We start from the raw sequence: 14,573 nt of genomic DNA, 5'->3' as shown, positions 1-14,573 counted from the left end.
GGAGTTTTACCGCACGCAGCTTTGCGGCGATGGTATCGGCACATCGCCCTATCAGCCGCCACCGGACGACTGCTTTCCCGTACCTGCCGCATCGGCAAGGTGTCCCACATGCCATCTCGGTTCTCTATTCGATACAACCGGCCTTTAAGTTCGACAATCATGATCAGTCGAGACGACAGACGAGTCGTCTAAGCCTGGCGTGCCGATGGATCCAACGGACCGTGCCGCAATTCGAATCTTTCGTATAAGCGATCTACATAGCTTGTGCGCAAAAATGAATGAGTGAACCCAAGGCGAATGAATGCGGGCACTTCAGCACTATCTTCTCTACGCAACACTTGCCGGAAATCTTCTCGTCGTGAGTTGGTTAACCGGATGTGCATCGACTTCGATCAATACGTCGATGACTGCGCTCAGCCCGACGGTTAACTCCTCACCGGATTTCAATACGGTGAACAACGTGACCGATCAGGCAGATTTCATTGATGAGAACCATCAAGCATCTTGCCACCATAAATTAAACAACGGCGTCAAACGCGTTAACTTCGACTCCATTGCGGAACTGATTGAGAGCGATTCCGACGTCATCCAAACGGGACAGGCTTCGGCAACAGAAGCCGCCGAACGAATGTCGGTCGATTCTGCCGCATCACTGCAAACCAACGCGTCGACAAACACCGGTACCCAAGAGCTGACTGAGCTGATCGACATGGCTCTGCGGCAAAACCCTTTGCTGACGAAACTTGAGAGCGAGTACCATGCCAGGGCAGCACGATCTCACTACGTTGACAAACTGCCAGATCCAAAATTTTCGGTGAATGCGTTCGGGAACCCGATCGAAACGGCCGCAGGGTCACAACGAGCAAACATCGGACTTAGCCAAACGATTCCTTGGCTTGAGAAGCTAAGCGCACAGCAAAAGCAAGTCTGCCTAGAAGCCATGGCGATCGCCGCCGAGCATCAGCGGCTACGGCTGGAAATCGATGCGCGGCTACGGACTGCCTGGGCTTCGCTGTACGTGATTGAAAGGCAGCGAGAAACGACCGAAGCTAATCGACAATTGCTTCAGTCGATGATCGATGTTGCCAACGCACGGTTCGCGATCGGAACCGGCAACCAAGGAGATGTCCTGTTGGGGACGATCGAACAATCAAAGCTCGAAGAGCGTCTTCTGCAACTCGAGCAACGCAAGCGTACCAACCTGGCACAGTTAAATCGCTGGGCTGGGCGACCGGCAAACACCGCCGTTTTGATACCGCAAACATTGCCGCTGGAAAACGTCCAGGTGGATGCCGAACAGATGTTTCGACGCGCGATCTCGAACCAACCGGAAATCCATGCGGCTCGCCTACGATCCCAGGCGACACGATGGGGAATCGAAGTAGCTCGCCTAAGTCATCGTCCCGAGTTCACGCTATCGGCTAGCTACTTTGCCACCGACGACAATCGCCCGCGGACGCCAGTCGTCAACGTCGGTGAAGATCCGTGGGCGATCGGGTTGCAAATGACATTGCCCGTCTCTCGCCAGAAGTACAACGCTATTCGGCGGGAAGCAAGCTGGCAGCATCAGGCCGCCCACCAACAAGTCGAAGCACTTATCGATCAGTATGATGCGCTGATCGTAGAGTTGTATGCCGATGCCACGCGTGCCTACGAAACCGCTTCGCTGTACAAATCAACGATCATACCTCAAGCGCGACAAACGTTGACGACAAACCAAGAGGCGTTTGCAAACGGAACCGTCGACTACGATCAAGTGTTAAGGGACTACCAAACGTTACTGACTCTCGAACTCGGCCTGCATCAAGCAATCGGTGATCTATTCATCGTGAATGCGAAAATTCACCAGGCCGCCGGCGGTGTCAATTTATAAAACGGGATCGTCGTCGGACCATCGCTCCGATCTAAACTTTAACGTACCTCGAACGAGCCCGTTCGCTTGTCTTGTCGACTTCCCGACACACTGGTGAGTATTGGTTTAAAAAAATATCACCCCAACAGGTTGGTATCGAGCTTAGATCGTGAAACCGGAGCAGAAGGAAAGCACCGTCAACTCACAAGCCTGTAGACATCCGACACCGTTCTCCGACATGAGTTTGTCTTCTCAGGGATGGTTTGAAGCAAGGAAGGTGGACTACACTAGGCTGACGGTTGCCGGTCACCACCTGTGAGTCAATTTCTGACTCAAGTGCTTCTGATGTTGTCGCTGTTGCAACCATCGCCCCGCCCCTCCCGATAGTCTCGCATTTGCAAATCCTTCGTCGCAGATGAAACGACCAACGCAGAGTTTATTTCATGAGACGGTCACGGTTCTTTTGCTTGATGATGACATGGTCGATCGACGGCTGATTCGTCGGTTACTGAAGCATCCGTCGGACAAATACCGCGTTGTCGAATTTGACAAAATTGAACCGGCACTTGAGGCAGCGAAGAAGACTCCGTTTGACTGTGCCATCGTCGATTACAACATCGGTGGACAAGACGGTATCACGGTCGTTCGCTCGCTACACAAAATTCTTCCGTACTTGCCGGCAATCATGGTGACCGGCCAAGGCGACGAAAAAGTTGCCCGTCAAGCGCTCCTTCAAGGATTGAATGATTATGTCAGGAAAGATGACCTGGAAGGCAATACATTTAAGCAGACGATCGACAGCGCGATACAAAAACGACAATTGCAAAAGACGATCGAAGATCAGCATCGCTACTTAAGTGAGTTTTCACACATCTTGACTCGTGACATCAGCGCCCCCGTTGATCAAATCACAACGCTAGCGCAATCACTGCTTGATGACGCTGCAATCCAAAATGATCCCCAGAACAAGCAAATCGTGGGACAGATTCAGCAGGCGGGGGCCTACTTGAACGACCTCATTCGAGCATTGCATGGATACAACTCAGGGATCGGTGGTATCGTTTCGAAAACAAAGGTCAATCTTACCGATGCTGTTGACAGTGCAATCTCGAATCTAAATCCGATGATCCTGGTAGCTGGTGGTGATATCCAGGTTGCAACACTCCCGGAAGTGTTTGGATCTGCCCCCCTATTGACCCAGCTCTTTCAGAACTTGATCGAGAACAGCGTCAAGTTTCGTTCGGAGGCGGGTGTTTCGATTCAAATCACCGGCAGTGTTCGTGAAAACTCGGTCGTGCTCAGCGTTGCCGATGACGGAATCGGTATTGAAGAAGCTGACCGCGCCAGAATTTTTCGTCCATTCTGCAGGCTGCACGGCAACCGTTTCGGTGGCCCGGGACTTGGTCTGGCAACTTGCCAGCGAATCGTAGACGCACATGGCGGACGGATTTGGTGCGAGCCGAATTCGGTGCGTGGAACTATATTCATGCTCGAACTCCCTCTTTATTAGCCGACAAGCTAGCCTGTTGTCGTGTTTCGATTTTCCGATACTTTGGGAAACACTCTGTACCCCGCGAAATCCTGTGGCCGAACGCTTCCTCGCGGGATAGAATTCCTACGTCCACCCCGGCAAAGATCGTTCGCAAGGATTATTCGACGTGCTTCCCCTTCTTCGACTGACGACATTCTCGATGGCAGCCATGGTGCTGTTAGCGCAAATGTTGTCTCCCGTCGTCGCGGCAGGCTGCGGATGCACGAGCACGTGGAAGCTATCCGCGGATATTGATTCCCAAACGCCGACGTGCTGTTGCGGTCAAACCACTCCAAAACAGCCTGGCTCCTGTGGGGGATGCTGTCGCTCGATGCTGCGTGTTTCCGACAGCAATCAAGATTTGAATTGCGATGGACTCGAACAAACATTAACGGGCGACGGATTTCATTCGAGATTCATGTGTCGCTGTGGTGATCTAAAATCAAAGGTTCCGCAACCTGTGGCACCGGCGATGACGGATGCTCCAGTTGAAATTTGGCTCGATTTAATCGAGTCAGCTACGATCGGAATAGTTCAACGTAAATTGGATCCGCCGTCCCCAGATCCCCCACCGGCTTTGTCGTGTGAGCAATTGATTCGCCACCACAAACAAGTCGCTCTTGGCGTCTGGCGGACCTAGGTAGCCACTCGTCTTGTCCGAATGTGCGTCACGATCGACGCCTCTTACTCGGAATCTCAACATCGGCGACGCGATGATCGCGAACGCCTGGATCTTGTTCTCGCGCGTCCTTCAATCCGTTTTGATGGATGCTTGCGACTTCGTTTTACTTTGAATTCACTTCAAACCTAGGGATACCCATGCGCGCTTTAAATCTGTTTTTTTGCCTATCGATCGGCACGCTCGTCGCCGGCTGTGATTCTGCGACGCCACCAACCGGAGATACGAGCGAATCTCCTGCAATAACGACCGTTTCAACGGCGAACACAAATTGCCCGATCATGGGTGGAAAGGTTAGTACCGATGGCGGAACCGTCCAGTGGAACGGCAAAACCATCGGCTTCTGTTGCGATGGCTGCGACGAAAAGTGGGAGGTCCTTACCGACCAAGAAAAACAACAAAAGCTCGATGAGGCCGAAACAGAATCGGCAGGTGAGTCGGAAAACACACCTACCGATTCTCACTGACCGACTTTCGGATTGATACGACCTGCATGCCGCCATTTTTTGCACTCCTAGATGGCAAGACAGCGTGCAGGCGATTCCCTTGCGGTGGACCGGAGTGAATCTAGGCACGGTCCAATGCCAACCATTTCGGTCCGCCGCTTCTACAGCCAATCGCGTACGAACGATGTCGATTACGAATCAAAACTCTGCTGACAATCCAAGGTTTCGCCCCACCCGTCGCTCGATTGCCTGGTGGTTTCGAAAGGCGGGGAGCGCGGGGCTGCTGCTGCTCACTGGGATCGTGATTATCGTTCTGCTCGGGTTTGCTCAAAGGTTGGGGTGGATTAAATCCGCTGGCCTTCAATCGGGAAGTGAAGAAGCGTCAGCATCCGATCAGATCCATACCTGCCCGATGCACCCACAAATTCGACAACCTGGGATAGGGCGCTGCCCGATTTGCGGGATGGCACTTGAACCCGCCGTGGTCGGTTCCGGAGCCACCGATGACTTTGCCGTCAATATCCAGCCCTCCCAACGTCGGCTCGCCAACATTCAAACGGCAATCGCAACGAAGCAAGCGATCCACTCAAGCGTGCGAACAATCGGTTCGATTCAAATTGACGAAAGTCGCCAAGCGACGATCGCTTCCTATGTCGATGGACGGATCGAACGAATGTTCGCCGATTACACCGGTGTCGTCGTTGACCGGAATGATCACTTAGCCGTGATCTATAGCCCTGAATTGTATGCCGCCCAGGTCGAGTTCCTGGAGGCGAAAGCGACGAGGGACAGACTTGCAGATTCGGCGATCGATTCAATTCGTCAAACCCAGCAAAAACTGGTTCTCAATTCGCGGCGACGGCTCATCGAACTTGGCATGACCGAGCAGCAGGTTGTTGATCTTGAGAAAACTCAGCAAGCACAATCACGTGTGACAATCTACGCTCCGATCGGTGGTACAGTCATCGACAAACTCGCCGAAGAAGGGCGGTATACCACCGCAGGGCAACCGATCTATCGGGTCGCCAATTTGTCCACCGTCTGGCTGATGTTGGAACTCTATCCCGAAGATGCGTCCCAGATTCGATTTGGTCAACAGGTTCAGGCGAAGCTTCGCTCGCTACCTGGACGAACAATTCAAGGGCGGGTTGCATTTATCGACCCCAAGGTCGACCAAGACAATCGAACCGTCGGTGTTCGAGTGGAACTCAATAACGACCGAGGCGAACTGCGGCCGGGAGACTATGCCGAAGCAACGCTCACCGTTCCGATCGGCCCCCAAGGTGAAGTCTATGACGCCGAATTGGCAAACAAATGGATCAGCCCAATGCATCCACAAGTGATCCGTAATGAGCCTGGCCTCTGTCCCATTTGTGGCATGAATCTTGTCCCAACGACACGATATGGCTATAGCAACGACCGGGTAGAACAAAAGCAGTCGCTTACGATTCCACGATCTGCGTTGCTAACGTCAGGCGAATCAAGCATCGTCTATGTCGAAACGGAACCGGGACGCTTTGAAATTCGCAGTGTCACGCTCGGCCCGATTATCCGAGACAAAGTGGTGGTCCTCGATGGGCTAAAGGAAGGCGAGAAGGTCGCAACGAACGGCAACTTTCTGATTGATTCACAAATGCAACTGGCAGGAAACCCGAGCTTGATCGACCCGTCTCGGGCGATCGAGAAACAATCCATTCGCAATGAGCCATTGCAATTCGAGAACATTCAAATCGAGTTGGTCAAAGGCGAAGTGGGACTCCGGATCGAACAGCTATATCAAGCCTACTTCAGAATCCAACAAACCTACGCGACAGATTCGACACCGAGCGAGACCGCAGTGCGTTCGTTTATCGAAACGACCGAAACCTTACTTCGCGAGAATCGCTGGACTGACGAAACTCGCGATCAATTAGAGAGCATTCGCGACAATGCCGCACATCTGCACCATCTATCGCTCGACGAATCCCGTCAGCAGTTCAAGCCGGTGAGCCATGCGATCGTTCGGCTTTCCACCGTGGTTCGCGGTAGTCAAGCTGACCAACCGCTCTATCATTTTTTCTGCCCCATGGTCAAACAGGGTGCTGGCGATTGGTTGCAAGACAATGACTTGCTAAGCAATCCCTATTGGGGCAGTCAAATGCTGCGCTGCGGCGAACTCGTTCGAACCATTTCAGTGCCAAACATCCTAAAGACGTCTGGCCAAGGCATCGATCCGGAAGATGCTCAAGAACACCAAGCGGGAGACGATCAATGATCCGCTCGGTCATCTCGTTCTGCGTCCGTGAACCGTTGATCATGTCCATCCTGATCTGCATCGGGATCGGGCTAGGAATCTACTCCGCCCGGAAAGTGCCGATCGATGCGATTCCAAACATCGGCGAGAACCAAGTGATCGTCTTCACACCTTGGCCTGGACGCTCTCCGAAAGACGTCGAAGATCAAGTGACCTACCCGCTATCGGTCGCCCTAATGGCGGTACCCGAGGCGGAATCCGTCCGCGGCAAAAGCTTATTCGGCTATAGCTTTGTCCAGATCACTTTCAGCGATGACACTGATTTTTACTGGGCAAGATCTCGGGTCGCCGAACAGTTAGCAACGATCGGATCGAAGCTCCCTGACGGCGTCGTACCAACGCTAGGCCCAGACGCGACCGGACTGGGCCAGATCCTGTACTACACGCTTACACCGACCGACTCGACCAACCTTGCCGACTTACGCAGTATGCAAGATTACGTCGTCAAGTACGAACTGCAGTCTGTTACCGGGGTCAGTGAAGTCGCCAGTGTCGGTGGCCATGTTCGCCAATATCAAATCGAGATCGACCCGGATAAGCTCCGTTTCCATAACCTACCACTCGACAAAGTCATCGAGTCTGTCAAGCGATCCAATTTGGATGTCGGTGCCAAAACCATCGAGTCCGGCGGCATGGAATTCATCATTCGGGGACGAGGTTTCTTAGGATCACAAGGCGATGTGGATCAGATCGTCACCGATATCGAACAGACGGTCATCCGTACGAAAGATGGTATTCCATTGCGCATTCGTGATATCTCCCGTGTGCAGGTCGGCCCCGAATTTCGACGTGGTGCGATTGACTTAAACGGTGTCGAAGCGGTCGGCGGCGTTGTCGTCATGCGATTTGGCGAAAACCCTCGTCAAGTGATCGAACGCGTCAAGACTAAGATCGCTCAGATCGAACCTAGTTTAAACGGCGTCAAAATCAACATCGTTTATGACCGCACCGGATTAATCAATGAGACGGTTGCGACATTGACGGACGCACTACTACATGAAATTTTTATCACCGCAGGTGTGATCTTACTGTTCTTGTTACACATCCGCGCCAGTTTAGTTGTCGCGTTGACACTACCGATTGCCGTACTATTGGCCTTCGTAGCAATGCATCTGTTCGGTATCGATGCCAACTTGATGTCGCTTGCCGGGATCGCAATCGCGATCGGAACAATGGTCGACATGGGGATTATCGTTTCGGAAACAATCTACGATCGGCTTGCCCAATGGGAGGATGAAGACCGCCCCGGTGGTCCATCGCGACGACTCGAAATCATCAACCAGTCGGCAGGCGAAGTCGCCCCGGCAGTGGTCACAGCGGTACTGACCACCGTGGTTAGCTTCCTACCGGTCTTCTTGCTCACCGGACGTGACTATAAGTTATTCGCCCCCCTGGCTTGGACCAAAACTTTTTCGTTGCTTGGGGCTTTGATTGTCGCAGTGACACTCGTGCCACTGCTGAGTCGTTGGCTTTTGCGTACCAATCGTGTTTCTTGGCGTCTACGACTATTTGTATCGATGGCGTTTGCGATCTCCACGGGACTGTTGGTTTCCACCATCGGCGTCGAATTATCGAGTCGGCTTTCAACTCCCACCTCCATCGCTGCCATCGGCCTCTTTGCCGGACTGGCGGCCTACTGGACGATGGGCGAGAAACTTCGGCCGATCGCTCGCAATCCGGTGAGTCAGGTAATCCTTGGTGTTTACGTTCCGGCGTTGCGTTACTTCTTGCGTCGAAAAGCGGTGTTCTCAATCTTCCCAATTTTGATCGTGATCCTTGGATTGGGAGCTTGGTTTGGTCTACCAAGTGTACTGCGGCCACTGGAACGATCGGCATCGATACTGGGTGCAGATTTGAATGGAGTGCCTGGCTATGTCGACTTCAAACATTTGCTAACCGGACTTGAAACAGACGATTGGATTGCACTCGACGAAGGAAGTTGGTTTTACATGCCAACTCTTTTTCCGGCAGCCAGTTTTTCACAAGCGATGGAGGTACTACAAACTCAAGACGCGGCGATCAAACAAATCCCTGAAGTCGAAAACGTGCTCGGAAAAATCGGTCGTGTTGAGTCCGCTCTCGATCCCGCCCCGACAGCCATGATCGAAACCTATGTCATGCTAAAACCCAAACGCCAGTGGCGAGATGGAATCACTGGAATCGAAATTTGGAATCAGATCAATGCGGTCGCCACCCTCCCAGGTGTGACACCTGCGTCTCCGCTACAACCGATCGAAGGTCGAGTCGTAATGTTGCAAAGCGGCATCAAAGCGGCCATGGCAGTCCGAATTTATGGTGATAGCTTGGATGAACTAGCCGACGCGTCATTAACCGTCGCCGAGCACCTTAAAACCATCCCACAAGTCAATGCTGCGACGGTGAATCCCGACATCGTCCTCGGCAAGCCATATGTCGAATTCGAAATCGATCGAGACACAGCTGCCCGGTATGGAATGTCCGCCACAATGATCAATGAAGTGATCGAAACTGCGGTTGGCGGATCGAATGTCACCCAAACGGTCGAGGGGCGCGAGCGGTATTCCGTACAAATTCGGTATCAACGCCACCTCCGCGAGCGAATGGACGAACTTGAAGAACTTCCCATCGTGACGCAATCAGGCGAAGTCATTCCGCTGTCGATGCTTGCGAACATGAGTACCACATGGGGTCCCGGTGTGATCAATAGCGAAGACGCTCGATTGGTCGCGCACGTTTCATTCTCCCCGTCGGGCGTCAATGGTGATCTTGAAACCGTGCAGGCTGTCGAAAAGTCACTTCACCGAGCTCAGAATGAATCCTTAATTGATTTGCCTACCGGGTACGCGCTCAAAACCGTCGGTTCGTTTCAAAATCAAATCGAAGCGAACCAACGCCTGCTTTGGGTGATTCCACTCGTCATCTTGATCAACTTATTCATCATCTATCTGCAGTTTCGCCATCTACCGATCTCCATGGTCGTGTTTGCCGGGATCCCCGTCGCATTCTCCGGAGGCATGATTCTCCTGGCGGTCAACGCCATTGAGATCAATACGGCAGTGTGGATCGGGTTCATCGCACTGTTTGGGATTGCCGTCGATGATGGCGTGGTGATGGCAACCTACCTCGATCAAACTTTCACTCGTAAACGAATCACGTCCATCGAGGCCATTCGCCAAGCGACCATCGAGGCGGGATCGAAGCGGATCCGGCCATGCCTTATGACGACGTTCACCACCATCATTGCCTTGATGCCGGTGGTATATTCGAGCGGACGAGGCAGTGATGTCGCCAAGGCGATGGCATGGCCGGTGATCGGCGGGATGGCGGTCGAGCTACTGACGCTCTTTGTTGTCCCAGTGTTGTTCGCAGCCTTTAAAGAATTCCAGATGAATCTCGGAATCGATGATCGACACTGGGAGGCAAACGAGCCAACGTAAACCAAATTTCAGTCGACACTTGGAACTGGAGCTAGCCGATTGGCGTTGTTCACGGTAGTCGTTACAGGAACATTCGCTATGCAAAACCTCGTGCTAGCGAGAGCTGACCGATAAGTCGAACCCGAATACCTGGTCCATCTGCCCCACCGGCCATCTAGCCCGAATTCCCTTGCCGCTAGTGCTGATCGCCAATGAAGATCGCCGGCCACCGTTCGATTATCCGATCAAGTTTGCTTCGTCGGCAACAATGACGTCATCCTCAGCCGCCCGCATCACTTCTTCCTGCTCGTTACGAAGATCACCTTCCCCCGCGCTTTGGCTAGGCTCTGTAGTGGCGCCGGAAGGTGAACCTTTTGACTTAGGAGTGGGACTGCTCCGATCCAACGTGCGTTCGGTCAAAGCAGCATTTGATTTATGGTCTAGCATTTGAACTGGAACACCTTGTGGGAAGACGAGTTCACGGGCTTCATCGGGCATGGTGATTTTCGCATCCGTCAAACGTTGTTTCACCAATCGGATCACGCTACTGCTGACTTTCAGCGGTGAACGTTCTGCCTGGTTGAACCAATAGTAAACGCGCAGATTAATAGTCGCCGAGCCGAGCGATTCGACAATCACGATCGGTGCGGGATCGTCCACCACGGCAACATGATTGGCTAGCACATCCATCACGATTTCTTGCGCCTCGGCTATCGGGTCATCAAAACCAATGCCGACGAGGAAATCACGTCGACTGAGTGGCGTCGCCGTGAAGTTTGTGATTTTCCCTTTGTAGACAGTGCTGTTCGGCATCTGAATCTGATTTCCATCGAGCGTATTGAGAATCGTACCACGAGTCGTCACCTTTCGAACAAACCCTTTCGCCCCTTCGACTTCAATCAAATCACCGACGCGAAACGGATGATTGAGCGAAATGAGGATGCTGGCGAGGTAGTTCTCGGCAATGTCGCGAAAAGCGAAACCCAATGCCAATCCAACAAGCCCCGTACCGCCGAGTAGCGTCACCGCGAGACGCGTCAGTCCGGAAACTCGTAACGCGACATATACGCCGACAATAAACAAGAGCACACCGATGACATTGCCGAACACCTGGCGGAGGAGAGTGCTGTCGATTCGATTGCGGGCCAGGTAGCGCGCCGCTCGGGCACTGCCACGAGCCGAGTAATAGGAAATTACACCGATAAAGATCGCGATCAAAACCAAGGGCAACGCCTCGATACTTTCTTGCCCCAATTGACGCAATGATCGAACTGCCGGTGTAAAATTCCACAACGGTGGTTGGGCAACTTTGATCTGATTGACAACCGCGACAACATCCGACGTCTTCATCGCGGTTGCTTCGGCCCAACCGAGATGCGTTTTGTTGTCGGCGACACCTTCTAGAAACGCCACGCCTCGGTCCACATTGACCTGCGGATTTACGAACCAACCGGTCGCTTCAAAAATCTCCTGTAAACGAGATTCGATTCGCTCGTCGCTATTGACCGGTTCGACGTTCACTTCGTCTGCAACCTGAACATCGACTTCTTCACTTGACTCTGAGTCTCCCTCGTCTGTGACAGACGCCGGTTCACGCTCACCCGATGGATCGGCGACCACATCTTGGGCCGATAATGGTGCAATGGAGACCGCAAAGATCGATAGACAACCAACCGGGATCCAACAGCGACGACTCACAATCCAAAACACAAACGCAAAGCGACTCAAGATAGGGAAACAGCGATCCATGGTCCATTTCGAGAGAACGAACAAACAAGCGAAGCCCTACGAATGAGGGGACATTGTTTGTCTAGTTTGCAAACCTTGTTCCGTTTGCACGTCAATGTCGTTTCTGGTACGCGATAGCCCCCGGTTTCGACAGTGAGACTGATAAGCATGATCCGAAACGATCAATGAACTTGGTAACAGCCGCCGGGCGCTAGCCACGAACATGGTGCGGGAACGTGACTAACGCCACTTGGCTGTCCCAATCTACGGTCGCCTCCGAGCCATCGATTTACGAATGCGAGGGATAACTGCGCCGCAATCGGCGATAGCAAGCGGCCATACGTTCGTGATCATCGAAGCAATCAAAAAGAAAAATGAGTCGCCACAGGCAACACTCACAATCAATCTCACAATTGTCCGCAGTCACGACTTGGCAAACCGTCTGGTATGCGAGATCGAGAGCGTCCAAACGAATCAAAAGATTGCTGGCGGTCACACGGTATTTGACGCACGCAGGCGCCAGGTCAATCGCACGCGATACCGAATCCAAGCACTTCTCCGGCGATTCACCTTGAACCGATTGGACGGCCGCAAGCTCGTGCCACGTTTCTGATTCCGATGGGACAGCTCCGATCCCTTGTATCAGGGCATCACTGGCGAAATCCGGATAGCCCCGACACAGCAAATCACGTGCGACAAGCCGATTGAACCACGGCTGATCTGCAAAGTTAACTGCAATCCGGCACAACAACTCAACGCCTTGCTTTTCACGACCAACGGCGATGTAGGAAAACGCAAGAATCCGATACGAAAGCGGTTCCAACACGGTCAGTTGATCGGCACGTTCTAAATAAAGTACCGCAAGATTGGGGCGTTGGGTTTGCGCGGCAAGCAAGCCGCGGAGCTCAAACGCACCGCCATCCTCGGGGTTCAAGCGGCAGATCGCATCAAGTCCTTCGATCGCGTCTTCCACACAACCATCTTCGATCGATTGCGAAAGTTCGGCGTATAGCATCTCGGTAGTCATAGCTTTTTCTATTTGTGCAATACGAGACGTCCGGCCTTCGTTCGCTTTAATGAGTAACACTGGCCTTCGTGCCAGATTTTGACTTCTGACTTTCCGCCGGAAAGCTGATCGAACTGATGATCGATTAAGGACGGACTGATTGAATCGTCCGTTTCTTCATGACGTGATTGCACACGCAGACGTTTTTCTGAAGTATTCATTTTTAAGCCGTAACAGCGAATTGATTCGTACCATCGGAAATCGCCGTTCCAATCGTCTCTGCGCGGTAGTTTGCCTCCGCATGAGACAAGGTCGGCGATTAAACATGGGGCAAACAAAAGCCAGAAGACACTGTGGTCGCCCCCACCGAGTGTTGACGTAAGCTGTAGAACCAACGTATGCAAAACAAGCCAACAACTCGGTGGAAGCAACCTTCCAAAGGTCAGTCCATTGACCATTCAAAGCAGACCGGCGTTTGAGTCTGCAGTGATTGGTTCTTCTGCTGGGCGGACGCTGCTGTACAGAGGCTGGCAAGTTGAGTTTCGCCAATCTTAAATAGCGATGCCGCGAGAAATTGGAGACATCGTTTGCATTGGATTCGACGAAACCCTTCGAGGTCCAGTGTCTGAAGAATCTGAATCGCTTCGCCTGCTCGGTCCATGCGAAACATCAGTGCCGCCAGAGCTGCACTGTAGTGCGGCTCGCCGGGGCAAATCTTGAGTGCCTTGATCATCAATGCTTCGGTGCGATAAACCGGTTCGCCAAGCCGCAGCAAATAAATCCCCATCGCAAACACCACCGCGGCATCATTAGGACTCTTCGCCAGGGCCCAGTTGCATACCTGCGACGCCAACTCAATTTCGCCGATCCGGTTCATCCCGCGAGCGATCCGCAACATCATGTTTGCGGGAAGATCGCGTGGCGCGGCCAAGCGAAGATACACATCGCGCGCCGCATCCCGCTGACCTTGATCGGCGTATGCTGATGCGAGCATCATCTTCAATTCCGTCGAACGCGGTTGGACTTGAACCGCCCTTTCGATCGCCAAGAGTGCCGATCGTTGATCACCCTGCAAACGATAAGCATCAGCGAGCAACTGCAATGCCTCGACCGTAACTTCGGTCCGCACCGCATGGACCTCATTCTGAAACGGTTCGAGAAGCCGAACGACTCCCTCGTAGTCGCGCACCTGCCAATGAGATGCGGCCGTTCCCAACGTCGCTTCGACCCCAGATTTGTTTGGGGCGTGAGCCATCAAGTGTATTAAAGCCATCGTCAACCTCGCATGTTGCACCGGAATGTCGCCGTCACCGGCAGTTCAACATTCATGAATGTTGAATTGACAACCGATCGGAGTGGGGCTTCTGCGTGGCGTGCTACTCGACCAGAACGAGTGCGACTGGGGCGTCACCCGCGGATACCGGTCATTGGCTGGCTGCGTCGGAAGTAACTGGTAATGAGAATCACTCTCATCAAGATACGGGATTTAATGCCTTTGTCAACTCGCTTGGCGTTCTTTTTCGAGAAGGCCCCCCAAAAAGCTCCCCGCCCGAGCATTGTTACGGGCATCGGGTAATCCATGCGTCACGGCGATGCTTTGCTGGATCGCAAGAGTAGATTGAGCAAAACGACGCGGGGGCATT

The 14,573-nt window shown here is 52.9% G+C and carries 9 protein-coding genes; 5 read left to right on the top strand and 4 right to left on the bottom strand.

The genetic code is table 11. The features are described 5' to 3' along the window. The first annotated feature begins 301 nt into the window (after positions 1-301). The 5 genes from FYC48_RS07935 to FYC48_RS07915 all read left to right on the top strand — a co-directional run bounded on the left by FYC48_RS07935 (position 302) and on the right by FYC48_RS07915 (position 10,217). On the top strand, positions 302-1,873 hold the full coding sequence (locus FYC48_RS07935) for a TolC family protein (RefSeq protein WP_149496177.1): 1,572 nt from the start codon (positions 302-304) through the stop codon (positions 1,871-1,873). A 394-nt stretch (positions 1,874-2,267) separates the two neighbouring features. Next, positions 2,268-3,362, top strand: coding sequence for a sensor histidine kinase (locus FYC48_RS07930; protein ID WP_149496176.1), 1,095 nt, complete (start codon positions 2,268-2,270; stop codon positions 3,360-3,362). 840 nt (positions 3,363-4,202) lie between these two features. Further along, positions 4,203-4,529 carry a hypothetical protein gene (locus FYC48_RS07925; protein WP_149496175.1) on the top strand — a complete coding sequence of 109 codons (327 nt, stop codon included), beginning with the start codon at positions 4,203-4,205 and terminating at the stop codon, positions 4,527-4,529. A 163-nt stretch (positions 4,530-4,692) separates the two neighbouring features. After that, positions 4,693-6,762, top strand: coding sequence for an efflux RND transporter periplasmic adaptor subunit (locus FYC48_RS07920; protein ID WP_149496174.1), 2,070 nt, complete (start codon positions 4,693-4,695; stop codon positions 6,760-6,762). Further along, positions 6,759-10,217, top strand: coding sequence for an efflux RND transporter permease subunit (locus FYC48_RS07915; RefSeq protein ID WP_149496173.1), 3,459 nt, complete (start codon positions 6,759-6,761; stop codon positions 10,215-10,217). The genes FYC48_RS07920 and FYC48_RS07915 overlap by 4 nt, the downstream gene beginning before the upstream one ends. Positions 10,218-10,433: 216 nt before the next feature. Here the strand turns inward: FYC48_RS07915 and FYC48_RS07910 are convergent, their stop codons facing one another. The 4 genes from FYC48_RS07910 to FYC48_RS07895 form a co-directional block, all read right to left on the bottom strand. Then, entirely contained in the window at positions 10,434-11,945 is a 1,512-nt protein-coding gene (locus FYC48_RS07910) for a mechanosensitive ion channel family protein (RefSeq protein ID WP_149496172.1), read from the bottom strand. Between the two features lie 268 nt (positions 11,946-12,213). Next, on the bottom strand, positions 12,214-12,951 hold the full coding sequence (locus FYC48_RS07905) for a tetratricopeptide repeat protein (protein WP_149496171.1): 738 nt from the start codon (positions 12,949-12,951) through the stop codon (positions 12,214-12,216). 8 nt (positions 12,952-12,959) lie between these two features. Continuing rightward, positions 12,960-13,151: a hemin uptake protein HemP gene (gene hemP / locus FYC48_RS27645; RefSeq protein WP_160149388.1), complete on the bottom strand. Its 192-nt coding sequence runs from the start codon at positions 13,149-13,151 to the stop codon at positions 12,960-12,962. Between the two features lie 221 nt (positions 13,152-13,372). Further along, the gene (locus tag FYC48_RS07895) at positions 13,373-14,185 is read right to left on the bottom strand and encodes a tetratricopeptide repeat protein (RefSeq protein ID WP_160149387.1); all 813 of its coding nucleotides are present in this window, start codon (positions 14,183-14,185) and stop codon (positions 13,373-13,375) included. Between the last annotated feature and the right edge of the window lie 388 nt (positions 14,186-14,573).

This window comes from Roseiconus lacunae (genome assembly GCF_008312935.1).
In the GTDB taxonomy this organism is placed as follows: domain Bacteria; phylum Planctomycetota; class Planctomycetia; order Pirellulales; family Pirellulaceae; genus Stieleria; species Stieleria lacunae.
The sequence above is the reverse complement of the archived record's forward strand: the minus strand, read 5'-3'. Positions and strand labels throughout refer to the sequence as shown.

What these genes read in the sequence shown, in the direction of transcription:
- hemP (WP_160149388.1), bottom strand. Translation starts at nt 13,151, where the DNA reads ATGAATACTTCAGAAAAACGTCTGCGTGTGCAATCACGTCATGAAGAA.
- FYC48_RS07895 (WP_160149387.1), bottom strand. Translation starts at nt 14,185, where the DNA reads ATGGCTCACGCCCCAAACAAATCTGGGGTCGAAGCGACGTTGGGAACG.
- FYC48_RS07905 (WP_149496171.1), bottom strand. Translation starts at nt 12,951, where the DNA reads ATGACTACCGAGATGCTATACGCCGAACTTTCGCAATCGATCGAAGAT.
- FYC48_RS07930 (WP_149496176.1), top strand. Translation starts at nt 2,268, where the DNA reads ATGAAACGACCAACGCAGAGTTTATTTCATGAGACGGTCACGGTTCTT.
- FYC48_RS07915 (WP_149496173.1), top strand. Translation starts at nt 6,759, where the DNA reads ATGATCCGCTCGGTCATCTCGTTCTGCGTCCGTGAACCGTTGATCATG.
- FYC48_RS07935 (WP_149496177.1), top strand. Translation starts at nt 302, where the DNA reads ATGCGGGCACTTCAGCACTATCTTCTCTACGCAACACTTGCCGGAAAT.
- FYC48_RS07925 (WP_149496175.1), top strand. Translation starts at nt 4,203, where the DNA reads ATGCGCGCTTTAAATCTGTTTTTTTGCCTATCGATCGGCACGCTCGTC.
- FYC48_RS07910 (WP_149496172.1), bottom strand. Translation starts at nt 11,945, where the DNA reads ATGGATCGCTGTTTCCCTATCTTGAGTCGCTTTGCGTTTGTGTTTTGG.
- FYC48_RS07920 (WP_149496174.1), top strand. Translation starts at nt 4,693, where the DNA reads ATGTCGATTACGAATCAAAACTCTGCTGACAATCCAAGGTTTCGCCCC.